This is a genomic window from Pseudarthrobacter sp. RHLT3-21 (assembly GCF_059383495.1).
In genome coordinates this window covers 524,636-548,624 of the sequence record NZ_JBWZCI010000001.1, presented here as the reverse complement: position 1 = coordinate 548,624, position 23,989 = coordinate 524,636, and the positions used below count along the sequence as shown (strand labels likewise).

23 protein-coding genes are annotated in these 23,989 nt (G+C 66.2%); 4 read left to right on the top strand and 19 right to left on the bottom strand.

Annotated features, from left to right (window positions below):
• Positions 1-40: 40 nt before the first annotated feature.
• The 4 genes from nrdH to AC50YA_RS02595 form a co-directional block, all read right to left on the bottom strand.
• Positions 41-286, bottom strand: a complete 246-nt coding sequence (gene nrdH / locus AC50YA_RS02610) for a glutaredoxin-like protein NrdH (RefSeq protein WP_009356333.1) — start codon at positions 284-286, stop codon at positions 41-43.
• 354 nt (positions 287-640) lie between these two features.
• Complete coding sequence (locus tag AC50YA_RS02605) at positions 641-2,014, bottom strand: class I SAM-dependent methyltransferase (protein ID WP_494980800.1); 1,374 nt, start codon at positions 2,012-2,014, stop codon at positions 641-643.
• Positions 2,011-2,742 carry a DUF1365 domain-containing protein gene (locus tag AC50YA_RS02600; RefSeq protein WP_494980799.1) on the bottom strand — a complete coding sequence of 244 codons (732 nt, stop codon included), beginning with the start codon at positions 2,740-2,742 and terminating at the stop codon, positions 2,011-2,013. Before AC50YA_RS02600 ends, AC50YA_RS02605 begins: the two co-directional genes overlap by 4 nt.
• Entirely contained in the window at positions 2,739-4,121 is a 1,383-nt protein-coding gene (locus AC50YA_RS02595; RefSeq protein ID WP_494980798.1) for an NAD(P)/FAD-dependent oxidoreductase, read from the bottom strand. Before AC50YA_RS02595 ends, AC50YA_RS02600 begins: the two co-directional genes overlap by 4 nt.
• Before the next feature lie 181 nt (positions 4,122-4,302).
• Here AC50YA_RS02595 and AC50YA_RS02590 point away from each other — a divergent pair, with 181 nt between their 5' ends.
• Together AC50YA_RS02590 and AC50YA_RS02585 are read left to right on the top strand one after the other, a co-directional pair.
• Complete coding sequence (locus AC50YA_RS02590) at positions 4,303-5,217, top strand: LysR family transcriptional regulator (RefSeq protein ID WP_494980797.1); 915 nt, start codon at positions 4,303-4,305, stop codon at positions 5,215-5,217.
• Positions 5,218-5,262: 45 nt separating this feature from the next.
• Positions 5,263-5,769 (top strand): DUF2004 domain-containing protein, encoded by a 507-nt coding sequence (locus AC50YA_RS02585; protein WP_160671438.1) that lies wholly within the window; start codon positions 5,263-5,265, stop codon positions 5,767-5,769.
• A gap of 125 nt (positions 5,770-5,894) precedes the next feature.
• On the opposite strand, the gene metE is transcribed toward AC50YA_RS02585, so the two are convergent.
• From metE to AC50YA_RS02545, 8 genes are all read right to left on the bottom strand, one after another.
• A complete protein-coding gene (gene metE, locus AC50YA_RS02580) occupies positions 5,895-8,228 on the bottom strand; it encodes a 5-methyltetrahydropteroyltriglutamate--homocysteine S-methyltransferase (protein WP_494980796.1) in 2,334 nt (777 codons plus the stop codon).
• Between the two features lie 56 nt (positions 8,229-8,284).
• Positions 8,285-9,250, bottom strand: a complete 966-nt coding sequence (locus AC50YA_RS02575; RefSeq protein WP_494980795.1) for a methylenetetrahydrofolate reductase — start codon at positions 9,248-9,250, stop codon at positions 8,285-8,287.
• Positions 9,251-9,625: 375 nt separating this feature from the next.
• Positions 9,626-10,438, bottom strand: coding sequence for a hypothetical protein (locus AC50YA_RS02570; RefSeq protein WP_494980794.1), 813 nt, complete (start codon positions 10,436-10,438; stop codon positions 9,626-9,628).
• Positions 10,435-11,460: a vWA domain-containing protein gene (locus AC50YA_RS02565; RefSeq protein WP_494980793.1), complete on the bottom strand. Its 1,026-nt coding sequence runs from the start codon at positions 11,458-11,460 to the stop codon at positions 10,435-10,437. The genes AC50YA_RS02570 and AC50YA_RS02565 overlap by 4 nt, the downstream gene beginning before the upstream one ends.
• Complete coding sequence (locus AC50YA_RS02560) at positions 11,457-12,560, bottom strand: vWA domain-containing protein (protein ID WP_494980792.1); 1,104 nt, start codon at positions 12,558-12,560, stop codon at positions 11,457-11,459. The genes AC50YA_RS02565 and AC50YA_RS02560 overlap by 4 nt, the downstream gene beginning before the upstream one ends.
• Positions 12,551-13,021: a hypothetical protein gene (locus AC50YA_RS02555; RefSeq protein ID WP_494980791.1), complete on the bottom strand. Its 471-nt coding sequence runs from the start codon at positions 13,019-13,021 to the stop codon at positions 12,551-12,553. The genes AC50YA_RS02560 and AC50YA_RS02555 overlap by 10 nt, the downstream gene beginning before the upstream one ends.
• Positions 13,011-13,895: a DUF58 domain-containing protein gene (locus AC50YA_RS02550; protein ID WP_494980790.1), complete on the bottom strand. Its 885-nt coding sequence runs from the start codon at positions 13,893-13,895 to the stop codon at positions 13,011-13,013. The genes AC50YA_RS02555 and AC50YA_RS02550 overlap by 11 nt, the downstream gene beginning before the upstream one ends.
• 7 nt (positions 13,896-13,902) lie before the next feature.
• Positions 13,903-14,910, bottom strand: a complete 1,008-nt coding sequence (locus AC50YA_RS02545; protein WP_494980789.1) for an AAA family ATPase — start codon at positions 14,908-14,910, stop codon at positions 13,903-13,905.
• 155 nt (positions 14,911-15,065) lie between these two features.
• Here AC50YA_RS02545 and AC50YA_RS02540 point away from each other — a divergent pair, with 155 nt between their 5' ends.
• Positions 15,066-15,263 (top strand): hypothetical protein, encoded by a 198-nt coding sequence (locus AC50YA_RS02540; protein ID WP_282330830.1) that lies wholly within the window; start codon positions 15,066-15,068, stop codon positions 15,261-15,263.
• 28 nt (positions 15,264-15,291) lie between these two features.
• On the opposite strand, the gene AC50YA_RS02535 is transcribed toward AC50YA_RS02540, so the two are convergent.
• The 7 genes from AC50YA_RS02535 to AC50YA_RS02505 all read right to left on the bottom strand — a co-directional run bounded on the left by AC50YA_RS02535 (position 15,292) and on the right by AC50YA_RS02505 (position 22,575).
• Positions 15,292-16,176 carry a carbohydrate ABC transporter permease gene (locus tag AC50YA_RS02535; protein ID WP_494980788.1) on the bottom strand — a complete coding sequence of 295 codons (885 nt, stop codon included), beginning with the start codon at positions 16,174-16,176 and terminating at the stop codon, positions 15,292-15,294.
• A complete protein-coding gene (locus tag AC50YA_RS02530) occupies positions 16,173-17,090 on the bottom strand; it encodes a carbohydrate ABC transporter permease (RefSeq protein WP_494980787.1) in 918 nt (305 codons plus the stop codon). The genes AC50YA_RS02535 and AC50YA_RS02530 overlap by 4 nt, the downstream gene beginning before the upstream one ends.
• Positions 17,091-17,093: 3 nt before the next feature.
• The gene (locus tag AC50YA_RS02525; protein ID WP_494980786.1) at positions 17,094-18,443 is read right to left on the bottom strand and encodes an extracellular solute-binding protein; all 1,350 of its coding nucleotides are present in this window, start codon (positions 18,441-18,443) and stop codon (positions 17,094-17,096) included.
• A 120-nt stretch (positions 18,444-18,563) separates the two neighbouring features.
• Positions 18,564-19,766 carry an ROK family transcriptional regulator gene (locus tag AC50YA_RS02520; RefSeq protein WP_494980785.1) on the bottom strand — a complete coding sequence of 401 codons (1,203 nt, stop codon included), beginning with the start codon at positions 19,764-19,766 and terminating at the stop codon, positions 18,564-18,566.
• Positions 19,767-19,946: 180 nt separating this feature from the next.
• Positions 19,947-21,107 (bottom strand): class I SAM-dependent methyltransferase, encoded by a 1,161-nt coding sequence (locus AC50YA_RS02515; RefSeq protein ID WP_494980784.1) that lies wholly within the window; start codon positions 21,105-21,107, stop codon positions 19,947-19,949.
• Between the two features lie 17 nt (positions 21,108-21,124).
• Positions 21,125-22,204: an FAD-dependent oxidoreductase gene (locus AC50YA_RS02510; protein ID WP_494980783.1), complete on the bottom strand. Its 1,080-nt coding sequence runs from the start codon at positions 22,202-22,204 to the stop codon at positions 21,125-21,127.
• Between the two features lie 17 nt (positions 22,205-22,221).
• The gene (locus AC50YA_RS02505) at positions 22,222-22,575 is read right to left on the bottom strand and encodes a zinc ribbon domain-containing protein YjdM (RefSeq protein WP_494980782.1); all 354 of its coding nucleotides are present in this window, start codon (positions 22,573-22,575) and stop codon (positions 22,222-22,224) included.
• A gap of 84 nt (positions 22,576-22,659) precedes the next feature.
• On the opposite strand from AC50YA_RS02505, the gene AC50YA_RS02500 reads away from it, so the two are divergent.
• Complete coding sequence (locus AC50YA_RS02500; RefSeq protein WP_494980781.1) at positions 22,660-23,979, top strand: class I SAM-dependent methyltransferase; 1,320 nt, start codon at positions 22,660-22,662, stop codon at positions 23,977-23,979.
• The last annotated feature ends 10 nt before the right edge of the window (positions 23,980-23,989 follow it).

Sequence of the window (23,989 nt, the reverse complement as noted above, 5' to 3'; positions counted from 1 at the left end):
TGCGTATTGAAAGTTGCCGGCTGGCGAAAAGTGTGGGGCCTTAGGCCACGGAGGAAACGGCAGACAGCGCCAGTTCCTCGATCTTGTCCGGGCGGAAGCCTGACCAGTGGTCCTGGTCCGTGACTACAACAGGTGCCTGCATGTAGCCCAGCGCCTTCAGGCGCTCGAGGGCATCGGCGTCCTGGGAGATGTCAACGCTCTGGTAAGTAATGCCTTTTTTGTCCAGCGCACGGTAGGTTGCGTTGCACTGTACACACGCAGGCTTGGTGTAAACCGTAACGGTCATTGTCCCTGTCCCCTTTATCGAAATCTTCGCTCGTCTTAGTCCTGCCCAAGCTGTACGTCGATACTACATGTAGTGCAGACGGCTCTTCGGAACCCCAAGATGATGTATTACAAGTATGTCATTTAATGCACTTTTAATCCACAGGCAGACGCCCTCAAAATGTCCGGAATCCCGCCATTTTTGCGGACGTCATCCACACCCTGTGGAGTACTTAGCCACAATTAACGCCCCCGCGTGTCGCGTGCTGGACGGCGTGTCGCGCCTAGTGGGCGGCCCACTACATCTAGTGCCGGGCACGCAAAAGGGGCCCTGAAGAAACCTTCAGGACCCCTGCGACGTGGTGAACCTAACCAGCTACAGCTGCGCCTCCCGGCGGTCCAGGACAATCTGCTGCACGTCCAGGTAGCCGGACTGGAAACCCGCCCGTGAATAGCACAGGTAGAACAGCCACATCCGCTGGAAAACGGCGTCGAACCCCAGCTCGCCCACCTCCTGCGAGCGCGCTGTGAACTGTTCCTCCCAGAGGCGGAGGGTCGCGGCGTAGTGATCGCCCAGCCCCATCCGCTCCCGCACCCGGAGTGTGGTGTGCTGCTGGGTCACACTTTCGATGGCCCGCACTGAAGGCAGGAACCCACCGGGGAAAATGTACTTATGCACCCAGGTGTACGCGTTGCGCGTGGCCAGCATGCGGCCGTGCGGCATGGTGATGGCCTGGATGGCCACCTTTCCGCCCGGGGCCAGCACGCGGTCAATGGTCTGGAAGTAGATGGGCCAGTACTCATAGCCAACCGCCTCGATCATTTCCACTGACACAACGGCGTCGAATTCGCCCTCCACGGCCCGGTAGTCCTGCAGCGCCACGGTCACCTGGTCTGCGTAGCCGGCGGCCGCAATCCTTTCCTGCGCCAGCGCCCGCTGCTCACTGGAGAGCGTCACGCTGTAGACAGTGGCACCGCGGGCTGCTGCCCGGAGGGCCAGTTCACCCCAGCCGGTGCCGATCTCCAGCAGCCGCGTGCCGGATCCGACGCCGGCCTTGTCCAGCAACCTGTCGATCTTGGCCTGCTGGGCCTCCGCCAAGGCGTCCCACGGAACCGAATCCAGCGCACCGTCGCTCAGCGGGAAAAGCGCCGAGGAGTAGCTCATGGTGGTGTCCAGGAAGTTGGAGAAGAGCTCGTTGGAGAGGTCGTAGTGCCGCGATATGTTGCTGCGGGTGTTGTGCTCCTCATTGCGTTCCTGCCGCGGCGTCCGCGGCAGGTACAGGGTCCGCAGCTTCTGCAGCGGTGCGGGGATCAGCGTGTCCACGGACGCGGCGAAGACCTCCAGCACCCCGGCGAGGTCTGATGCTTCCCAGTCCCCAGCCATAAACGACTCGCCCAGCCCGATCAGGCCGTTGTCACCGATCCGCACTTCGAACGCCGCCGGCCTGAGCATGGTCATCACGGGCGCGTCCAGGCCTCCGGTGCCGAGTACTGAACCGTCCGGGTAGGCAACGCGAAGGGGAAGCCGGCGTACCGCCGCCTTGAACAGCAGTCCGGCGGCCTTGCCCGCCACCAGCGCTTTAGTGCCCGACGGCGCGTGGGCAACACCGGGCCACACTTCCGGATCGATGGTGGCCGGCGACGCCGGTACCCCGGCAGGAGCCTGCCCCGTCACCGGGTGCCGTACGGCGGACTTCGCGGCGGAAACCTCCGCAGTCGCGGCTGTTCCGTTCTCATCGGTCATTGTCATTGGACTGCCTCCTGTGAGGGGTGATGTGGTTTCTTGATGACTGGCAGGCGTCGTGCCCAGAGTTTGATGCCCTGAATCCGGATCAGCGCCGATACCAGCAGCGGCGCTGCCGGGACGGCAATGGCCGCTGCCAGGATGTTCCTGACGGTGGCCGGGTGCCGGTCCCCGTCCATGGTGGCGGCGAACGGCCGGTGGCCTTCCCGCTCCAGAACGATGGAGACGGACAGCCGTTGCTCCGGCGCGGGCAGCTTCATCCGGTACTGCCCGTCAAGGTCATTGAACGGTGAAACGTAGAAGGCCTTGGGCACACTGGCCCGGCCGGAAGGATCCGTTTCCAGGAGGTAGCAGTGGCGTTCGCCGTAGGTGTTGTGGACCTCGGCGATGACGCACTGCAGTTCCCCTGACAGCCGGTAGCACCAGAAGAGGGTGAGCGGGTTGAAGACGTGGCCGAAAACCCGGGCGCTGGTCAGCATCCGGATGGCACCGCCGTCGGGCTCTATCCCCCGGGTCCGCAGGAACCGTTCCACGTTGCTGCGGATGGTGGCCTCGGGATCGCCCAGGTGGTCGGCGGCCCGGAAGACGGCCAGTGGCCGCATGAGCCGGGGCAATACCGGGAGCCGGTCCACGTCCACAAACCAGCTGTAGCTCCGGTAGGTGAAGGCATTCTTCAGCGGGGTCCGGCGCACGTGGGAAATGGACGTGCGGTAAATGGCTGCAGTCGAGCTCATGCGCCCTCCGCGGCAGAAAGCAGTTCAGGCTTGAGTGCCTGAATCCCTGGCGTATCCCAGGTGCGTCCCAGGCTCGCGGCGGCCCGGACTCCGGCCAGGGCGCCGTCCTCGTGGAAGCCCCAGCCCAAATACGCGCCGGCATATGCGATGCGGTCATCGCTCAGGGCTGCAATGCACTGCTGTGCCCGCAGCGATTCCGGCGTGTACTGGGGGTGTTCGTAGACCATGCGCTCCAGGACGCGTTCCTCCGCGATGAGCCCTGACTCCCCCAGGCTCACCAGGTACGGCTGGCTGTCGGCCGGCTCCAGGCGCTGGAGCCGGGTGAGGTCGTAGCTGACCAGCACCTTGTCCGGACGGGCTTCGCAATCAGGGAGCCGGTAGTTCCAGGACGCCCTGGCATTGTCCGCGGCGGGCAGCACGGCCGGGTCCCGGTGGAAAACGGTGTGGTTGACGGAATAGGGCATCTGGCCCAGAGCGTCGTTTTCGGCCGGAGTGGCGTCCGCGAGGAAGCCCAGTGCCTGGGCCGGGTGCGTGGCAATGACCACGGCCTCAAAATCTTCAATTCCCTGCTCAGTGGTCAGTTCCACGCCGAGGGCGTGGCGCCGGATGCCGGTGACAGGGCTGTTAAGCCGGATATCTGGCAACGTGGCGGCCAGCTTCTCCACGTACTGCCCCGAACCGCCGGTGACCGTCCGCCACTGCGGCGACCCCTTGACGCCCAACATGCCGTGGTGGCCCAGGAACGTGAAAAGGTACCGCGCCGGGTAGGACAGCGCCGTGGTGGGATCGCACGACCAGACCGCACTAACCACCGGCGTCATAAAATGGGAGATGAAGTACTTGCTGAAGCGTTCCTTTGCCAGGAATTCACCGAGGGTGGGCTCCGAGCCGCCCCCACCAGGACCGGCGTCGGACGCTGGGGCCGCCTCAATCAGCGCCCGGGCCCTGCGGTAGAAACGCATGACCTCCAGCAGCATCAGCAGGTAGCGTCCACGCAGGAGACTGGACGGGCGCGCGATGATCCCGCGGCCGCCCCCACGGGCCCCGGCGTACTCCAGGCCACAGCCGTCACAGCGGACGGACATGCTCATTTCCGAGTCCTGCGTCTCCACACCCAGCTCCGCGAACAGCCGCAGCAGGGTGGGATAGGTCCGCTTGTTGTGGACGATGAAGCCGGTATCGATGCCGAGGGTGGATCCGTCCGGCTGCGGAACGTTATGGGTGTGGGCGTGGCCGCCCAGCCTGCTGTCCGCCTCAAAGAGGGTGACGTTGTCGTGCCGGTTCAGGACATACGCGGCCGTCAGGCCCGCCACTCCGCTGCCCACGACGGCGACGCGCCGTCGCTGTGTCCTGCCGCTCGGGTTCCCTGCCAAAGACACTGTTCTGCTCCCCTACTCGGAATTCGTGGTGCATTTGCTCGGTGCAAACTCTCTAGGGGCAGTTCGACGCCGTGGGGCCGGTGGATGACTGAGTTTGAAGTAAATCTTTGTGCCAGAATGAAGCGGGCCTTCCAGAACCGGCACAACGCGGTACCCAGGCGGCCCTGACCGAAGGACAGCGTTGGTAAATCCCGTTCATCTGAAGACTCTCCTTGAAGTTACCCGGCTGGGCTCCTTCGCGGCCGCAGCGGCACGCCTGGGGTACACGGCGTCGGCGGTCTCGCAGCAGATGTCCGCCCTGGAACGCGAGACGGGCGTGGTCCTGTTCCAGCGCTCGGCCCGCAGCGTGGTCCCCACGGAAGCAGCAATGGTGATGACCCGGCACGCCGCGAAGGTCCTCACGGACATCGAAGCCCTGATGGCGGCAGCCTCCAAAACACACAGCACCAGCCAGGAGCTGCGGCTGGGAATCTTCCCCAGCCTGGCCACCTACGTCCTCCCTCGCATCCTGAAGAATCCGGCGTGGAAGGACCTGGGCATCGACCTCAAAGTGTCGGTGGCCGAGCCGGCCCAGACCATCCAGGGACTGCGCACCGGCGGAGAGCTCGATGTGGCGTTGGTCTTCCAGGTGGGTCAGTCCGGGCTCGCATGGCCGCACACCATCAACCGGCAGTGGATCGGCGACGACAACTTCCGTGTGGTGCTGCCCGCGGGCTGGGGATTCCGCACGGACGCCAAGGTGGCGGCGGACCATCTGTCCGAACTGCCCTGGATCATGCACCACCCCGGGAGCCCGGACGCCGCGGTGATCGAACGTCTCTTTGCCAGCTGCAACCTGCATCCGCGCGTGGTTGCCCACAGCGACGATTTCCATGCAAGCCTCGAAATGGCGGCCGCCGGATTGGGCGCCGCGCTGGTGCCCGAGCTGGCATTGCGGAACCGGCCGGCCGGCGTTGTGGTGCTGGACGTTCCCGAGATCCGGCTGGCACGGAACGTGTTTGCCCTGCTCATCAACGAGAAGAAGACCGCCCGGGTGCAGCTGTTCGTGGACCTGCTGGCTGAAACGCTGGCTGGCCTGGGGGCTGCAGGGAATTAGTCCCGAATGCTGGAATGCTCAGCGCTTGGGGTCTATGTTGAAGATATGAACAGGGTAGCGAGCCAGCACTTTGGAGAAATCGAGCTCAACCACGGCAGGGATCACAACATCGCCGCGAAACACGAGCTGGGTGGCCAGTTGCTGGAACTCGACCTGAACATCAACGCTCACGACCACTTTGACGAAGCGGCAATGCACAAGGTGGACTACCGGTTGCGCTTCCTCCCCGAGCTTGTGGACGAGGTGCGGCAAATGATCGCCGACGAACTGGAGCAGGAAGGCACCAGCCCGCAGGAGTACCTCCACTTCCACTGTAGCGCCCTCAAGGACGAGCAGCTGCAGAAAGTCTTCGGCGTGGAGGAACGTGGCCAGCTCACTAACGACGTCTTCCTGAAAGCCCTCAAACTCGGCCATGTGGGAATTTTCCCCGGCCAGCCTGAGCGCTACTTCGTGATGGACTTCACCCTGGGCTCACACTTCACGGACGAGGTGCTGGTGGTGGCCGCCGACGAAGACGGCGTGGTGGACGACGAAATCCTCTGGGAGTCCTGAATCGATTGCTCCATAACCGCCCTTTTGAGCCCTGAAAACGGCGCTTGCTCAGCAATCGATGATTAAAGTACGACGGCGGCCGGTCACCTGAGGTGACCGGCCGCCGACGGCGTTAATGCGGTGGGTTACTTCGCGGATTCCAGCAGGCCTGCGCGGACCGTCTTGGTGGCCTTGACCAGGTTGCGCAGGGACTCTTCGGTCTCGGCGTAGCCGCGGGTCTTCAGGCCGCAGTCCGGGTTGACCCAGAGCTGGCGGGACGGGACGTGCTTGACGGCGGTGGCCAGGAGTTCGGTGACCTCGGCTTCGCCCGGAACGCGCGGCGAGTGGATGTCGTAGACGCCCGGACCAACGCCGCGGCCGAAGCCGTGGGACTCGAGGTCGTGTACAACCTCCATGCGGGACCGTGCTGCTTCGATGGACGTGACGTCGGCGTCGAGGCCGTCAATGGCGTCGATGATCACGCCGAATTCCGAGTAGCAGAGGTGGGTGTGGATCTGCGTGGCGTCAGCGGCACCGGCGGTGGCCAGGCGGAAGGAATCCACTGACCACAACAGGTAAGTGGCGTGGTCGGCCTTGCGCAGCGGCAGGAGTTCGCGCAGTGCAGGCTCGTCCACCTGGATGACCTTGATGCCGGCAGCCTCGAGGTCCGCGATTTCGTCGCGGAGGGCCAGGCCAACCTGGTTGGCGGTTTCGCCCAGCGGCTGGTCATCGCGGACGAAGGACCAGGCCAGGATGGTAACCGGACCGGTGAGCATACCCTTCATGGGCTTGCTGGTCAGCGACTGGGCGTACTCGGCCCAGGCCACCGTGATGGGGGCGCTGCGGGTGACGTCGCCCCAGAGGATGGACGGACGGGTGCAGCGTGAGCCGTAGGACTGGACCCAGCCGTGGACCGTGACATCGAAGCCTTCGAGGTTCTCGGCGAAGTACTGGACCATGTCGTTGCGCTCGGGCTCGCCGTGCACCAGGACGTCGTAGCCCAGCTCTTCCTGCAGCTCGACGACGCGCTTGATCTCGTCTTTCATGAGCTGCTCGTACTGCTCGTTGGTGAGGTCGCCCTTGTTGTTGCGGGCACGTGCCGAGCGGATCTCGGACGTCTGCGGGAAGGACCCGATGGTGGTCGTGGGCAGCGGCGGAAGGTGCAGGGCCGCTTCCTGGGCGGCTTCGCGGACTGCGTAGGCGGAGCGGCTGAAGTCCGCCGGGGTCAGGGCCTCGATGCGGGCCCGGACGTCGTCGCGGCGGACGCCTTCGGCGGTGGCGCGTGCGGCGATGACGGCGGATGCCTCGTCGATGGCTGCCTTGGCGGAGGCCGGGTCGGCCAGGTAGGACGCGAGCGTCTTGACTTCTACGGCCTTCTGGTCAGCGAACGCGAGCCAGCTGCGGAGCTCCTCGGAGAGCTGGCCTTCTTCGGTGACGTCGTGCGGGACGTGCTGGGTGGAGGTAGAGGTGCTGACGGCGATCCGGCCGGCGGCAGCCTTCAGTTCGTCCAGCTTCGCGGCAGCGACGGCGAGGTCGTTGCGCCAGATGTTGTGGCCGTCGACGACGCCCGCAACCAGGGTCTTGTTGCCAAGGCCGGCCAGGGCCGCTGCGGACGGGACCGCACCCTTGAAAGCGTCGATGTGCAGGGCGTCGATGTTGGTGGCGGCAAGCGTGCCCAGCTGGCCGTCGAGTGCACCGTACGGGGTGGAGACGAGGATCTGCGGGCGCTTGGCTGCGCCGGAGAGGACCTCGTAAGCGCGGGCAACGGCTGCTTCGATTTCGGCGGCCGGGGTGTCCTGGTCAACCACCAGTGCGGGCTCGTCGAGCTGGATCCAGCTGGCACCTGCAGCGGCGAGCTTCTCGAGCAGCTGCACGTAGACCGGCAGGACGTCTTCGAGGCGGGACAGCGGAGCGAAGCCTGCGGGGGCCTCATCTGAAGCCTTGGAGAGCAGCAGGTAAGTGACCGGGCCAACGATGTACGGGCGGGTCTCGATGCCGTTGGCCAGGGCGAACTCGAATTCCTCAACGATGCGGTTGGAGGCGAGGGTGAATTCGGTCTCCGGGCCGATCTCGGGGACGAGGTAGTGGTAGTTCGTGTCGAACCACTTGGTCATTTCCAGCGGCTGCTGGTCCTTGGTGCCACGGGCCAGCGTGAAGTAGCCGTCGATGTCGAGCTGGCCTTCGGCGTTGAGGAGCTTGCCGAAGCGGGCCGGGACAGCGCCGAGGTGGGCGGTGGCGTCCAGGACCTGGTCGTAGTAGGAGAAGGTGCCCGGAACGGCGGCCGCTTCGGTGAGGCCCAGTTCCTGCAGGTGCTTGGCGATGGTCAGCTGGATGCCCTTGGCGGCGGCGTCCAGTGCGGCGGCGTCGATCTTGCCGGCCCAGTAGGCTTCGATGGCCTTCTTGAGCTCGCGACGGCGGCCGATGCGCGGGTAGCCGAGGAGTGACGCGGCCGGGAACGGGGTGGTGTTCTGTTCAGTCATGGGAGATTCCTTGAGTGTTAGTGGAAACTGTGAATGGTCTGGCGGATGTTGGAAGGTCAGCTGGCGAGCTGGCGCCGGAGGGTGGCGCTGCGGCGGCCAACTGAACGGGACTGGCGCGGAAGTGCCAGTTTGTCCAGCACCTCCAGCGCGCTCTGGTGTTCGTTGAAGGTGTAGATGTGGATGCCCGGCGCTCCGGCTTCGAGGGCCGCGTTGGCCAGGTCCACCGTGGCCCGGACACCGATCCGGAGGCGTTCGGAGTCACTGTCCGCGGCGGCGAGGCGGGCCAGGAGTTCCGGTGCCGGTTCAACGCCTGTCAGTTCGCCGAGCCGTGTGACCCGGCGCAGGCTGGTGAGCGGCATAACGCCCGGGATGATGGGGATGGTGACCCCTGCCCGGCGTGCGCGGCTGATGAGGTTCGCGTACTGCTCGGTATGGAAGAAGACCTGGGTGATGGCAAAGTCGGCGCCTGAACGCTGCTTGGCGAGCAGCACCTCGACGTCGTGGGCTTCACTGGGTGATTCCGGGTGCCGGGTGGGGTAGGCGGCGACGCCCACGGCGATCTTGCCTGCACACAGCAGGGCCGACCGCCGCTGTTCAACACGGCGGATGAGTTCGATCAGGTCCTGCGCATACCGCAGTGACCCTGCGGCGAGCGGTGCACCGTCCTTGGGCTGGTCGCCCCGGAGGGCCAGGATGCCCCGGACCCCGGTGTCCAGGAGGTCGCCGATGATCTCCGCCAGTTCCTCCGGCGTGTTGCCCACGCAGGTGAGGTGGGCCAGCGGCCGGAGCGTGGTTTCCAGCAGGAGCCTGTTGATGAGTTCGACGGCGGTGTCCCGGTTCGAGCCACTGGCGCCGTAGGTGACGGAGACGTAGTCCGGTTCGGTGGTTTCCAGTTCCCGGATGGTGGTCCAGAGTGACTCGGCCGCGGCCGGCGAGCGGGGCGGGAAGAGCTCGTACGAGAGCGCCACGGGGGCGGTCTCGGAGAGGTTCGGATGCGTTTCGATAAGGCTTGGCGGTGACATTTGCGTCCTTGGCTTTGGGCCATTGCCGGATACCGGTCAGCAAATGTGACGGTGGTGCCGGGAATGAATTTGAGTTTGGGAACACGGAAAACTCCACAGGGACGCAGCCGCGACTGTTACGCCTGTAATGAAGTTGTCCGTGAGCAAATGTCAGGCCCACATGGGGGCACCCACACCCTCCACAATCGGAGGATCGCTGACACGTTACCTCGGTAACTTGTATAGAACTCTAGGAGCCGGCGGGGCACCCTTCAAGTCGGCCGCCGAATTAAGACGCAGTTTTACGGCGTGTTTCGTTCTGGTGCAGAATTTTGTTCGCCGTTTTGGTCAAAGAATTCATCGGGGCATACTGCGGACCCCGGCTGCATTGGCCCGTTACCAGGGCCGGTCGACGCCCGGCCCGAAGTCATCGTCCCGGAGGTACTCGTCCCGCTCCTGCCCGGAATTCCGCTCGCTTTGGGCCTCCTTGGCACTGTCCTTGAGCTGCTCAAGCTGGCTCTGCTGGCCCGGATCCGCGGGAGCCTTGTCCTGCCCGGGCTGTTGCGACGGTTGGGTGGTGGTGTTGTCCGCAGCAGCCGCATCGGCCTTCTGCTGCAGCCGCTCCCCCGCCTGTTCCAGCGTCTCCCCGGCGCCGTCCTCTGGGCCGTCCTCCTCGCCGGCTCCTCTGCCGGCGTCGAAGCAACCCTCCGGAGCAGCCTCCACCACGGCAACGCCGTCGGCGAAGAGCCGGGCCGCCGCCGTCGGATCTTCTGCTTTGGCCTGGGCGTCGCCGAGGCGTTCGATGGTGAGCGCCAGGTTGACCCGGACGAGGCACTCGTCGGTGGTGCCTGCCAGGGACAGTGCCTCCTCGAAGCGTTGGCGGGCGGCAGCGAAGTCCCCCGCGAGGAACAGCCCGTCACCCTCGGCGAACGGCGCCTTGTGCGGTTCGATGAAATTGGCGATCCGCAGTCCGGCCGCAGCATCCGCCACGCTGATGGAGTCTCCGGCCGCAAAGGACCGAGCGGCAGTGTCGGCGAGCATGCCGACGCTGAGCAACTTGGCGGACAGGCAGAGGACCAGGAGTGCCGGCAGCGCAGACCACCACAACAGCCGACGGCGGCGCTCCCGCCGGTCCCGTGAGGTCACCGGCGGTGCCTGTTGCTGCGGTGCCGGGTCCCGGCGTACCGGTGTGTGCGGTGGACGCATCATGTTCGACCTCCCTGTCCGGGCCGGAGCTGCCGCCACTGGCGCAGCACCAGGAAGGTTTCGCGGAGGGCAAGCAGGAACGCTCCGGCGGCGAGGAGCCAGTACAGCTCGGTCCGGCCGACAACATCGCCATCCGCCGGTGCCCGTTGGAAGTCCCCTGGATCAGCGGCCTGCATCATCGGCGCCACCGGGTCTCCGGCCGAACGGTGGACGTAAGGAACCCCCAGCTGCGCGGCAATCCCCTGCAGCCGGCCTTCGTCGATGACCGACAACGCATCCTTGCCGGTTCCGGACGGCCGGTCCTGGATGTAGCCGGCACCAGCGTCCTGCCCCGGACCCTGCCCCGTGTTTTCCTTCATCCGGCCGCCTTCGGCAGTGCCATAGCCGAGCACGCCGCCGCCGTCCACCAGGCCGCCGTCGAGCCGAAGGGGCTCCGGTGCCTTGGCGCTGGTCTGCTCACCGTCGCCCACGTAGTAGACCAGGCGCGGCCGTTCGGGATGGCTGTCCCGCGCTGCCCGCAGCCGCTCAGCCAGCAAGGCACCGGCAGCCGTGACACTGCTGCCCTTCGAAAATGCCGTGACCTGGGGCTGCAGGACGGACACGCTGGTGTCCAGGGCGGTGGCGTCGGTGGTGAGGGGCATCCGGACCACGGCGTCGCTGTCGAAGGTCAGGAGCGAAAAGCGGGCTCCTGCCAGTTCACCCGCGATTGCCCTGATGTCCTGTCGCACCCCATCCAGCCGGGGCGAGCCGCTGCCGTAGTCTTCGGCGGCGATGCTGCTGCTGGTGTCCACCACAAAGAAGACGTTGACATCCGCCGTCGCGGCCTGGGAACTTCCACCGGGAACACCCGGGCGGAGCGCCGCAGCCAGCAGCAGCAGCACCAGGACGCTCCTGAACAGCCAGTCGCGCCGTGTACCGGCAGAGCGTGCCCGCGCCGCCTGAACCAGTCGCCAGACCAGAAAGAGCACGACTGCGGCTATAAGCGGGACCATAACCCACCAGGGCAGGATCGGTTGCAGTGTCATGGCCGGAGCCTCCACGATGCGCCAGCCAGCACCAGGCCGGACAGGAGCGCCAGCGTGAGGGCCAGATCGGGCCGGTCCGAGACCACTGCCTGGGGTGCATCCTTCATGGCCGTGGCTTCGGTTTCCTGCACAGACCGGACGATGCCCGCAACGGCCTCCGGGCTGTCCAGCCGGTAGTACGCTCCACCGCTGGCCTCGGCCGCTGTGCGCAGCCTGGCTCCGGGCTGGCCGGGGCCGGGTCCATAGTCGAAATCGCCGGGGTTCAGGGCATACACCGGCACTTCGCGCTCCTTGGCCAGGGCGGCCGCCTGCTCCAGGGTGAAGATGGGATCGCCGGACAGGTAGTTGTCCGTAGCCAGGACAATGGACCGCGAGCGCCGCTGGCCGGCGTCAGGGCTGTCAGTGTCCGAGCTCCCTGTGTCCGAGCTGCCAGTGTCAGAGCTCCCTGTGTCCGAGCTTCCAGTGTCACCATTGCCGGTCTCCGCGCTGGGGGTCGCCGCGGCGCCCGTACCCGGGAATCCGTTGACGCAGGACGCCAGGCCGTCGCCGATCAGCGACGATCCGCGGCCATTCCAGGTACCGTCCAGGAATCCCGCACTGCCGGGGTTTCCGTCAAACGCGTCTTTGGCCAGCGTGAGCTGTTCCTGGACGTACCCGTAGTCGTCGGTGAGGGGGAAGACCTGGACGGCGCTGCTGTCAAAGACGGTGAGGCCGATCCGTTCGCCGTCGAACTCCTTCGCCAGTTCCGCAAACACCTGCACCACGGCCGCATCGGCGCTGCTCATCGAGCCGGACGTGTCCAGGCACAGCATGATGTCCCGGTTGCGTTGCTCCGGCTGAAAGGTGGTCAGCTCCACCGGGCGCGCCGCCGCGGTCACCGCAGAGACCACCAGGGTTACGGCCGCGAGCGCAGCTACCGCCAGCCAGCGGCGGTGCCGGCGGAGGGCCGCCTGGTATTCGGGCAGAGCGGTTAGGCGGTCCGCATTGGCCACGGGCCGCTGTCGAGCGTTTGCTTGGCGGTCCGGGCGGAAGGCGCGCCAGCCGGCCAGGGCCGCGATGACCAGTGCCGGCGGGATCAGCCACCAGAACATCAGTTCCATTGCCACACCGCCTGGCGGGCAGTCTCAGCCGATTGAGCCACCGGCGGCAGCGGCTCCAGGCCGAACTCGCCCGGGTATATCTTGCGGACGGCCTCGGCCACTGGGGGCAGGGGGTGACCGTGCAGCTCGGCCAACGTCATCCTGGGGGCGTCCACGCCGGTGACGTCGCGGGCGAACCGGCGGACCAGGAGGCTCAGTTCCTGGTGCGATTCACGTGCGGTCAGCAGCCCGGCGGCTGCGTTGGCTGCGACGGCGTCGATCCTTTGCAGGTAGGCCTCCTTGAGGCCCGCAAGGTCCGACGGCGGCGTGAACGGGGGCGCCTGCTCCGGCACCTTCGGTTTGAGCGTGCTCAGGAAAACGAATGCGTACCAGCCCAGGACCGCTGCCAGGAGGGCGAGTCCGGACCACAGCCATGCCTGGCTGTACTGGAGGGGTCCATAGATGCCCGGTTCAGCCTGCACGCCGGTGCCTTTCCAGGAGGGCGAAGAGTTCAGTCATGACCGCGCTGCTGCCGGACACGTGGCCCTGGGTGATGCCCGTGCGGCGGAGCATGGCGTGCCTGGCGGCGTCCCGCTCCCCTGTTGCCTTGGCATAGGCCGCCGCGATGGCGGGGGATGCCGCCAGGTGCGCTGGCAGCACCGAGGAGTCTGCCACGCTGAAGGCGTCCTGGCCGGTGTTTCCCTCCCCGGCCAGGTCAGCGTCCCGGATGGTGAGCCAAAGGACCTCATGCTGGGCACGGAGTCTGCGGAGCAGCTGTTCCGTGTCTGGACCGGCAGCACGTTCGTCCGACACCACAAACAGCAGGAACCTGCCCGTGACGTTGCGGGCCACGTATTCCAGCTGGTCCTCGATCCCGCTCGGGCCGGAGTCCAAGGAGGTGGCCGAGTCAACCTCGCGCAGGAGCCGTTCCAGATGTGGCTCGCCCGCCTTGGCGGGGATGGAGCGCGTCCCGTTGCCGTCGCCGCAGACCAGGCCCACCACGTCGCCGTGCCGGTGCGCCAGGTAGCCCACCACACCGAGTGCCATCACGGCGATGTCCTTTTTGATTTCGCCGTCGCGGGACTCGGCAGCCATGCCGCGGCCGGTATCGGCAATGAGCATGACGGTCTGGCGCCGCACGGCGACGTACCGTTTGATGAGCGGCGAGCCGAACCGGGCGGATGCCTTCCAGTCGATGTCGCGGACGTCGTCCCCGGGGATATAGGCGCGCAGGTCATCAAAGTCGAGGCTGCGGCCGCGGAAGACGGAACCGTATTCGCCGTCGAGCATGCCACGGGCTTTCCGGTGGGCGAAGATGGCCATCTTCGACTTCACGCGCTGCAGGAGGCTGGTCACCGCAGCCTCAGGGAGTCTGGACGGAGGCCACGACCGCATCGATGATCGTCTCCACCGGCACCTGCTCCGCAACGGCGTCGAACCCCAGGATGAGGCGGTGCCGCAGCACGCGGTGGGCGAGGGACTTCACGTCCTCCGGGATCACGTGGTCCCTGCCGTTGAGCAGGGCCACTGCCCGGGCGGCCTGGCTGAAGGCAATGCTGGCGCGCGGGCTGCCGCCGAAGTCGATGAAGCCGGCGAGCCGCTGGTCGATGTACTGCCCGGCGTTCCGGGTGACGAACACCAGGCCCACGATGTAGTTGATGATGGCCGGGTCGATGTAGATCCGCTTCACCAGCTCCTGCACACCGATGACGGCGTCCAGTGAAGCCGCGGCCGCCGGCTTCTGCTCCGCACTGAAGACCCCGGCGTCGATCCGGCGGATGATTTCCGTTTCCTCGGCCGGAGTGGGGTAGTTCAGCACGTCCTTGAGCATAAAGCGGTCCATCTGCGCCTCCGGCAGCTGGTACGTGCCTTCCTGCTCGATCGGGTTCTGGGTTGCCAGCACCATAAACGGGGACGGCAGCCGGTATTCCTCTCCCCCGATGGAGGTCTGCCGCTCCTGCATGGCCTCCAGCATGGCGCTCTGGGTCTTGGCACTGGACCGGTTGATCTCATCGAGCAGGACGATGTTGGCGTGCACCGGCCCGAGCTGGGTGATGAACGTGCCCTTGGCGGCGTCGTAAATCTGCGTGCCCACGATGTCGCTGGGGAGCAGGTCCGGCGTGCACTGGATCCGGCGGAACTCTGCGCTCACTGCTTCGGCTACGGTCTGGGCGGCGGTGGTCTTGGCCAGTCCCGGAACGCTTTCCAGCAGGATGTGCCCACCGGTCATCAGGCCCACCAGCAGGGATTCACGGAGCCGCGCCTGGCCCACCACCTTGGCATCGAAGCTGCGGGAAATGTTCGCCACCACTTGCTGTGCCCGGGCCAGTTCCGCCGGATCGATTCGTGCGGGCGCACTGGTCTGAAGCAATGGATTTCCCCCTGAAGGCTGGTGGTTTGAGACTGGTAGGCCGTGGTGCTGCCGGGCGGCTGCACTCCGCCCGCCATCCTATCCAAGCCACCTGCCGGTCCGGCCGCAATGGGGACCCCTCCCCATGAGGGGTCCGTCAGGTCTATTCTTTTGGAATGAGCCAGCTACCAGCCAGTTACCAGGAGTATCTCGCAGGAAAAAGCGAGAGTTTCATCAACACCGTGCGGCCCATCCTGATGCAGTCGGCGGCGGATCAGGCCCACGGTGTGCGGGTCCTCAACCTGCCTCACGGCCACCAGGCCCACCTCGATGACAGCATTCCCTTCGGAGTGGTGGTCGAGGACATCGACTGATGGTTCCGGCCGGCGTCGCCCGGCGTCGCTAGCCCTTCACGGCACCCGAGAGCGCAAAGGAACTGCCCGCGCCCTTCGCCACGATGACGTACAGGGCCAGCACCGGGACTGAATACAGGATGGAGAAGGCGGCCAGCTGGCCGTACGCCACTGCGCCCTGCTGTCCGAAGAAGCTGAAGATCGACACTGACGCCGGCTGCCGGGCTTCGGACAGCAACAGGACGAACGGGACAAAGAAGTTCCCCCAGGCCTGGATGAACACAAAAATAAACACCACGCCCAGCCCCTGCCGCATCAGGGGCAGGACGATGGTCCGCAACGCCGTTAGTCCCGAGGCACCGTCCACCCAGGCCGCTTCCTCCAGCGACACCGGGACGGCGTCCATAAAGTTCTTGGTCATCCAGATGGCCATGGGCAACGTGGTGGTGGCCATAAAAAAGATGGTGGCGGGCATCGAATCCAGCAGGTGAAGCTGCACAAACAACCCATACACCGGCACCATGATGGCCGTGATGGGAAGGGATGTTCCAAACAGGATGGTGTACATAAACGGCCTTTTGAACCTGGACTGATAGCGGGACAGCGGGTAGGCGGCGAGCACTGCTGCCACGAGGTTCACGGCGGCTGTGCCGGCGGACAGCACCATGCTGTTCCAAAGCGGCTGGAACAGCAGCCCCGGCGTCATGATGGCGGCAAAGTTGTCCAGGGAGATTTGACCCGGGAGCCGGGCCTCATGCCCGGCGGAGGCATCAAGGGACGCAAACACCAGCCAGAGCAGCGGCAGGACAAAGCAGGCACCGATCAGGATCAGGGACACGTCCGCCGGCATCCGGGCACGCTGCTGGGCACGGGAAACGGCGCCCATCCCGGACCGCAGCTGCCCCCGGGCGGAGGTCCCCGCCGTCGTCGTCATGGTTTGCCCTCCCGCAGTAGCCGGACGTAGGCGGCACCGAACACCAGGCCAATGAGGATCAGCACTGACGCCACCGCCGTGCCGTATCCGATGTCGCCGAACTTGAAGGCCTCCAGGTACGCCAGCACCGGCAGCGTGGTGCTGGCGTTGGCGGGGCCGCCCGCTGTCATGACCCAGATGAGGGTGAACACCGCCAGCGTCTGCAGAGTGATGAGCATGAGGTTGGTGGCGATGCTGCCGCGGATCATGGGGATGGTGATGAAGGCCAGCCGCTGCCAGCCACCGGCACCGTCCATCAGCGCGGCCTCCGTGACCTCACCGGGGACGTCATTGAGCGCGGCGCGGTAGACCAGCATGGAGAACGCCGTGCCACGCCAGATGTTGGCAAGCAGGATGGCAACCATCGGGAACGAATACAGCCAGTCGGTCTGTCCGAACCCCAGTCCGCCCAGCAACTGATTCAGGGTCCCGTCCCGGCTGAAATAGGCGTAGGCGGCGAAGGCGGCCACGATCTCGGGCAGCACCCACGCAGCCACCACCGCAGTACCGACGACGGCGGCCACCGGGCGGCGTGCCCGCCGCATCAGCACCGCGAGGGTGAGTCCCAGCAGGTTCTGGCCCAGAATGGCCGAGCCGCCCACGAAGAGGACCGTCAGGCCAAGCGAGAGAGGCAGCATCGGATCGGACAGGAGTCTGGCGTAATTGTCGAACCCAATCCAGCCGGGATTGCGGGCGTTGCGGCCCGTCAGGGCAGCGTTGGTGAACGACGCGTGGAAGGCCCACAGCACGGGGCCGGCCAAAAACACAAGCAGCAGAAGCACGGCCGGGAGAACCGGGAGCAACCGTGCCTGGCGCCGGAGCACGGAGCGACGCCGCCGGTTGCCGGGCTGGTCATGCGTTACAGAAACCGCCACAGGTTACTTAGCGACGGTCTTGGCCTCACCCACGATGCCCTTCACCGCCGTGTCATAGTCGGCGGCCGCCTGCTCCGGGGATTTCGCCCCGGTGATCACCGCTTCCGTTGCCTCTTGGACGGCCGCCGAGATCCGGGGGTAATCGGCGGTGGCAGGACGGTAGTGCGTAACGGCCACAAGCTCGGACACGTCCTTCACAAACGGGTTGGCCGCTTGGTAGCCGGCATCTGCGGCGACGTCTTTCCGTACGGCGATCTGGGAGCTGGCGATGTTGAAGGCCAGGGAGTTCTTCTGGCTCAGTGCCGTGGCCAGGAACTCAAATGCAAGATCGGGGTTCTTGGTCTCCGCCCCTACGGCCAGGGTCCAGCCGCCGGACATGCTGACGCCGCCGGGCGCCTGGCCGTTCTGGGTGGGGAAGGCCGTCACGCCCATGTCCTGCCCATACTCTGCCCATTCGTAGCTCCCGCCCTTCTGCCAGAACGACGGCGTGTAGGAACCCTCAACTGTGGCGCCCATCTTGCCCTGCGGCAGCCATTCACCGAAGACTTTCTTCCACACATTCGCGTCGAGGGCCTCCGCCGGTGAGACTGCGAGTTTTTCGTCGTAGAGGGTCCTGAGGAACGTCAACGAGTCGGTGAAACCCGGGGAACCGACCACCCACTTCTTGGCGTCGGCATCGTACAGCTCGGACCCGGTTCCATAGAGCAGTTCGTAGAAGCTCTGCATCACCGTGCCTTCACCGGTGGCCTTGCCGGCGTACATGTTGAACGGTACTACAGTGGCGTCACTGGCCTTGATTTTCCGGGCGGTGTCCAGGATGTCCTGCCAGGTGCGGGGCTCCCACGGGACGCTGACGCCCGCGGCGGTGAGTACCTTTTTGTTGTACCAGATACCGCGGGTGTCGGTGCCGAGCGGAACCGCATACGTGCCTCCGTCGTCCCCCAGGCCGGCCGCCTTGGCGCCGTCATCGAAGGTATCCCAGTCCTCCCACGCCGCAAGGTGGCTGTCCAGCTTCAGGAGGTACCCGGCGTCGACGTCGGAACGGACCTTGAAGGTGTCCTCATAGAAGACATCCGGGGCGGTGGAAGGCGAACGAAGAGCGAGGGCAAGCTTGGTGCCGTAGTCGTCGTCGTTCGCCTGGATGGGCTCCAGGGCAACCGTGACGCCCTGGTTGACGGCCTCAAACTCCTGCTTGGCCGCCTGGAAGAGGGTGTCCAGGGCAGTGAAGGAATCGGTCTTTTGGTACACCATCTTCAGCGTTTTGGTCTCCGCTTCGGGGGCAGCAGGGGAACACGCTGTCAGCACAAAGCCCGCTGCAGCGAAGAGTGAAGTGATTTTGAGGGCCCGACGCATGATGCTCCATTCAGTCAATGGCTGCCGTCCCCTGTGTCTGCGGGCCCCCAGCCGCGGCGATATCCAAATGCTAGATGGGGCTCCTGCCACTGGCAAGGAGGCCCCGGTCAGACGTCCGGTTCAGATTTCCAGGAGAAGCCGCTGAGCCCGGGGCGCCAGTGTGTGCTCCAGGACCAGGCAGGCAGCTCCAATGGCCCCAACGTCCTCACCGACTCCCGTGCCGACAACCTCGATGGTGTGGATCAGGCGGGCCGCGCTGTTGGCGTGCACCAGCGCCGGGATCTTCTCCAGGTAGCGGTCAGCGATCCGGCTCCAGAAGGGTCCGCCGAACACAACGCGTTCCACATCCAGCGTGTTGGTGACCACGGAAACGGCCCGGGCCACCAGCACCGCCGACTTGTCGATGATCGCCAAAGCCTTGGCGTCCCCGGCATCGGCGAGGTCGCACAGCTGCGCGAAACTCTGCTGCACTTCGGCTCCGCTGGTGTGCTTTCCGGAGCCGTTCAGGATGCCCGCGGCAACGGCCTCGGCAACGAGGACCTGCGGGATGGCCGAGGACTTCACGCAGCCGCGCAGTCCGCAGTCGCAGCCCGGCCCATCGGGATCCACCACAATGTGGCCGATCTCGCCGGCATTTCCTGATGTTCCGCGGACCACCTCATCGTTGAGGACGATGCCGCAGCCGATGCCGGTGCCCATGTACATAAAGATGAAACTGCCCGAGCCGCTGGGCCCGCCGGCCCACGTTTCGGCGACGGCGGCGCTGGTGACGTCCTTATCCACCAGGACGGAATAGCCGGTGGCTTTGGCCAGGGCGTCCCGGAGTTCCACGCGGTCCCAGCCCGGCAGCAGCGGCGGATCCACCACAGTGCCGTTGTCCAGGTCAATGGGTCCCGGAGCGGCCAGGCCCAGGCCGGCGATTCTGCTGGTGTCCACACCGGACTCAGCAACCAACTGTTCGATCTCGGTGGCCATCGTGGCCATCACGGCGGCAGGATCATTCCCGCCGGGGGTTTTAATCCGTGAATGCTGTACAACGGCGCCCACCAGATCCAGGACCACGAACGTGGTGACGGCGGGGTCCAGGTGGACGCCGATGGCATACATGCCGCCGGGGTTGAGGCGAAGCATGGTGCGCGGTTTGCCCGGGCCGCTGCCTTCTTTGCCGGCTTCAACGATCAGGTGCTGGTCCAACAAGCGGCGGGAGATGTTGGAAATTGTCTGCGGCGAGAGGCCCACAATCTGGGCGAGCTCCACGCGGCTCAGTCCGCCGGATGACCTGCGGATGGCATCCAGGATGACCGTGAGGTTAAAGTCCCCCATGCGCGGAAGATTAGTCCCGCGCCGTGGCGCCGAGGACTGGCGGATTTCAGGCACGGTCTCCCCTAGGTTTTCGGCCGCGTATTCATGATGTCTGAATCGTACGTTACCTCCTGATCAACGCCCAGAGCCGGAGGTGGGGCCGCGCCGCGGCCGGGGCGCCACCTTGCCGTGCAGGCGCGCCTACGGCCGTCTGGTACTGACCGCCACCGTGAACTTTGGATTGCCGCCCTTCACAGTGGTGGGACCCACCAGCCGCTCCAGCGCCGGGAGGTACTGCAGGTGCCGGTTGAAGACCGTCCACAGCTCACCGCCCGGGGCCAGGACCCTGGCTGCCGCCTCGAACAGTTTGATGCCCGCACCGGCATGCACACTGGCGCCCAGGTGGAAGGGCGGATTCAACAGGACCAGCTCGGCGCTTCCGGCGGGCAGGGTGCTCATGGCGTCATCCTGGAGGGCTGTAATCCGTTCCGCGAGGCCGTTGGCCCGCGCCGTGGACCGGGCGGAGGCGACGGCGGCTGCGGACCGGTCCGTGGCCGTGACCCGTGATTCCGGGTTCTGGCGGGCGTACATGGCGGCGAGGATGCCGGTTCCGCAGCCCAGGTCGATGGCGTGCCGGGCCTGCGGCATCTCCGGCAGGAAAGTCAGGAGGAACCGGGTCCCGATGTCCAGTTTCGCTCCAGCAAAGACGGCACCGTGCGCAGCAACGTCCAGGTCCAGCTCGGCAAGGCGTTCGACGGCGGGACTCCACTCGTGCGTCCCAGTTTGCCGGGCGTCGCTGGCCAGGACGATCCGGGACTTCTGCCGCGCCAGCTGCGGCTGGACCGTCTCGAAGTGGCGTTCCAGGACCGCGTTCATTCCCAGGGACATGTGTTTGATCCGCCCGCCGGCGAGGAGCACCACATCAGGGGCGGCATAACGCGCCACGGCGGCCGCGATCTCTTCAAGCTCCGCCAGCGTCCGCGGCAGTTGAAGCAGCACCAGGTCCGCGCCGGACAGCAGCTCCTCCCCCAGCGGCAATTGTTCGAACCCCATGGCCTCAACGTCTCCGGGAGCCGCGGCTTCAAAGCCCAACGCCGCGGCGTTGTTGCGCAGGGCGCGCTCCCCCGTGATGAGGTCCTCGTGCACACGGACCCGCAGGACCCCCAGCGTGCCCAGCGCACCGAGGGTGAGGGCACCGTAGCGGTCGCCGATCACTGCGAGCCGTGTGTCGGGATTCAGGCGCGCCGCGGCAGCTTCCACCAGCAGCCGGTCCGTGGCGTCCCAGGCCTGGAGATTCGGGGCTTCGACGTCCGGGTGGCGCCGGAGCGTGCCGAAGATGTCCTCAAGATTGTTCTGTGCCACTGGTTCCTGCCATCCGGTCATGTACTGGTTGTTGATGCAGTTGGTGCAAGCGCGGGCAGCTTGAGGATCGCCGAGACGGCCGCGCGGCCCGCCCGGTTTGCGCCGATGGTGGACGACGACGGTCCGTAACCCACCAGATGGACCCGCGGCTCGATTGCCACCTGGGTCCCCTCCATGGCGATGCCGCCGCCGGGTCCCCTGAGGTGCAGCGGCGCCAGGTGCTCGAGCTCGGCACGGAATCCCGTAGCCCACAGGATGACGTCGGCACGGAGCAAACTCGCATCGGTGAGCCGTACGCCGTCGGGCTCTATGGCGGTGAACATGGGGCGCCGGTCCAGCGCACCCCGTTGTGCTGCCGCCCTCAGTGCAGGCGTCCAGATGAGGCCGGTAACGGCCACCACGCTTTGCGGCGGCAGGCCCTGCCGCACGTGTTCCTCTACAAGGGCGACGGCATTGTGGCCGGCCTGGGCGTCGAACGCGGCGTCGCGCCAGTCCGGTTCCCGCCGGGTGAACCAGCTGGTGCTGGTGACCTGCGAGACCTCATCCAGCAGCCCGACAGCGGAAATGCCGCCGCCCACCACGATGACGTGCAGGCCGCGGAACTCCTCGGCTGAGACGTAATCGGCCACGTGCAGCTGCCGGCCCCTGAACGTGGCGCGGCCCGGATAAATAGGCCAGAACGGCCGGGTCCACGTACCTGTTGCGCTGATGACAGCCTTCGCTGACCAGTGGCCCCTGTCGGTGCTGATTCGCAGCCGTCCTGCCGGGTCGGCGTCTTCCCTGGCGACGGAGGTGACCTTGACTGGGCGCAGGACCTCAATCCCGAGGTCCCGCTCGTAGCCGGCGAAGTACCGGCTCAGGAACTCCGAGCTCGGTTCCGCGGGGTCCACGTCACGCTTCGCGACGCCGGGAAGGTCGCTGATGCCGTTGACCGTGGCCATGACCAGACTTTGCCAGCGGTGGCGCCAGGCGCCGCCCGGACCCTCCTCGGCGTCGAGGACCTTGTATTCCAGACCCCGTCGCTGCAGGTGGTAGGCGGCGGAGAGACCCGCCTGGCCCGCGCCGATGACCACAACGTCGGTGGTTGCGTCGTCCATGCTCTTAGCCGATTCTGCTAGACCTTCTTCACCACGGAGGACTTGAGCTGCATCGGCCCCACGCCGTCCACTTTGCAGTCGATGTCGTGGTCACCCACACCGTCCATGAGCCGGATCCCGCGGACCTTGGTGCCTACCTTGATGACACCGGAGCTACCCTTGATTTTCAGGTCCTTGATCACCGTAACCGTGTCGCCGTCGGCGAGGAGATTGCCCACTGCATCTTTGATGACCCGCGGCCCGGCCTCTGCCGTGGCCTCCGCTGCCTCGGCGGACCACTCGTGGCCGCATTCCGGGCACACCAGGAGCGCACCCATCTCGTAGGTGTAGGCACTGGAACATTCGGGGCACGGAGGCAACGTCTCATTCACTCCCCCATGATAATCGCGCCGCTGCGCTGACAGGCGCGCGCCGCCGTCGTACTGTTGGCCCTAGGCAGACGAAAGGCGAGGACCATGACAACGAAAAAAGGGGCAGCGTCGCTGCTGGCTAACGCACTGGGCATCGTCCTGGGGACGTCGGCGATACCGCTAAGGCTGCGGGCGTGGGACGGTTCCGAGGCGGGTCCGCCCGACGCCCCGGTCCTCGAATTCAAGTCGCGCCGCGCCCTGCGCCGGATCCTGTGGTCGCCCGGGCAGCTCGGGCTCAGCCGCGCCTACGTCGCCGGGGACATCGACGCCCCCGGCGACATTTTCGCAGCCTTCACAGCGCTCAGCTCGGTGGGGAAATTTTCCGAGCCCGGCCCCTTCCGGCCCCTGACCCCGCGTGAACTGGCCACGCTGGTCAGCACGGCCGTCCGGCTGGGCGCGCTGGGTCCCAACCCTGCACCGCCCACAGAAGAATCACGGGTCTTGCGGAAGGGCCGGCTCCACACCCGGCAGCGCGACGCTGCGGCCATCTCGCATCATTACGACGTCGGAAACGACTTTTACGCCCTCGTGCTGGGACCGTCGATGGTCTACTCGTGCGCTGTGTGGGCGGATGGACCCGACGGCGGCGACGCCCCCGCCGGCCGCGGCCTTCCGGCCGGATTGGATGAGGCACAACAGGCCAAGCTGGACCTTGTCTGCCGGAAGCTTGGCCTGAGACCCGGGATGAGGGTACTGGACGTGGGCTGCGGCTGGGGCAGCTTCGCGTTGCACGCGGCGCAGTATTACGGCGTCACGGTGGTGGGGGTGACGCTCTCCACGGAACAGGCCGTGCTGGCGCGCAAACGCGCCGCCGACGCCGGCCTGACCGAAAACATCGACATCCGGGTGCAGGATTACCGCGATATCTCCGACGGACCGTTCGACGCCATCAGCTCCATCGGCATGTCCGAACATGTGGGCCGGGAACAGACACCCCACTATGTCGAAGTACTGCACGGCTTGCTCCGTCCCGGCGGCCGGCTGCTCAACCACGCCATCTCGTGGAACGCCGGCCCCACCAAGCCGGACCCGGACTCGTTCATTCCGCGCTACGTCTTTCCCGACGGCGAGATGATCAGCCTGGGCGAGATGGTCAGCGCCTTGGAGACCGGCGGGTTCGAGATCCTGGATGTGGAGGCCCTGCGCCAGCACTATGCCCTGACCCTGCGGGCCTGGGTGCGCAGGCTCGAAGAAAACTGGGACGAAGGCGTCCGGCTCACCAGCCTGGGCCGGGCACGGGTGTGGCGGCTGTATATGGCCTCAAGTGCCCTTGGCTTTGAAACCGGGATCACGGGCGTCAACCAGGTCCTGGTCCAGCGTGCCGGCGGGGACGGGCCGCCGCTGCGCCGGACTGACTGGATCTGAGCGCCCACTA

Bases quoted from the DNA above. Each gene is read 5' to 3' on its own strand.
- AC50YA_RS02540 (WP_282330830.1), top strand. From the start codon at position 15,066: ATGAGCCAGCTACCAGCCAGTTACCAGGAGTATCTCGCAGGAAAAAGC.
- nrdH (WP_009356333.1), bottom strand. From the start codon at position 286: ATGACCGTTACGGTTTACACCAAGCCTGCGTGTGTACAGTGCAACGCA.
- AC50YA_RS02510 (WP_494980783.1), bottom strand. From the start codon at position 22,204: ATGGACGACGCAACCACCGACGTTGTGGTCATCGGCGCGGGCCAGGCG.
- AC50YA_RS02525 (WP_494980786.1), bottom strand. From the start codon at position 18,443: ATGCGTCGGGCCCTCAAAATCACTTCACTCTTCGCTGCAGCGGGCTTT.
- AC50YA_RS02500 (WP_494980781.1), top strand. From the start codon at position 22,660: ATGACAACGAAAAAAGGGGCAGCGTCGCTGCTGGCTAACGCACTGGGC.
- AC50YA_RS02520 (WP_494980785.1), bottom strand. From the start codon at position 19,766: ATGGGGGACTTTAACCTCACGGTCATCCTGGATGCCATCCGCAGGTCA.
- AC50YA_RS02600 (WP_494980799.1), bottom strand. From the start codon at position 2,742: ATGAGCTCGACTGCAGCCATTTACCGCACGTCCATTTCCCACGTGCGC.
- AC50YA_RS02570 (WP_494980794.1), bottom strand. From the start codon at position 10,438: ATGATGCGTCCACCGCACACACCGGTACGCCGGGACCCGGCACCGCAG.
- AC50YA_RS02565 (WP_494980793.1), bottom strand. From the start codon at position 11,460: ATGACACTGCAACCGATCCTGCCCTGGTGGGTTATGGTCCCGCTTATA.
- AC50YA_RS02585 (WP_160671438.1), top strand. From the start codon at position 5,263: ATGAACAGGGTAGCGAGCCAGCACTTTGGAGAAATCGAGCTCAACCAC.
- AC50YA_RS02575 (WP_494980795.1), bottom strand. From the start codon at position 9,250: ATGTCACCGCCAAGCCTTATCGAAACGCATCCGAACCTCTCCGAGACC.
- metE (WP_494980796.1), bottom strand. From the start codon at position 8,228: ATGACTGAACAGAACACCACCCCGTTCCCGGCCGCGTCACTCCTCGGC.
- AC50YA_RS02535 (WP_494980788.1), bottom strand. From the start codon at position 16,176: ATGACGACGACGGCGGGGACCTCCGCCCGGGGGCAGCTGCGGTCCGGG.
- AC50YA_RS02560 (WP_494980792.1), bottom strand. From the start codon at position 12,560: ATGGAACTGATGTTCTGGTGGCTGATCCCGCCGGCACTGGTCATCGCG.
- AC50YA_RS02605 (WP_494980800.1), bottom strand. From the start codon at position 2,014: ATGACAATGACCGATGAGAACGGAACAGCCGCGACTGCGGAGGTTTCC.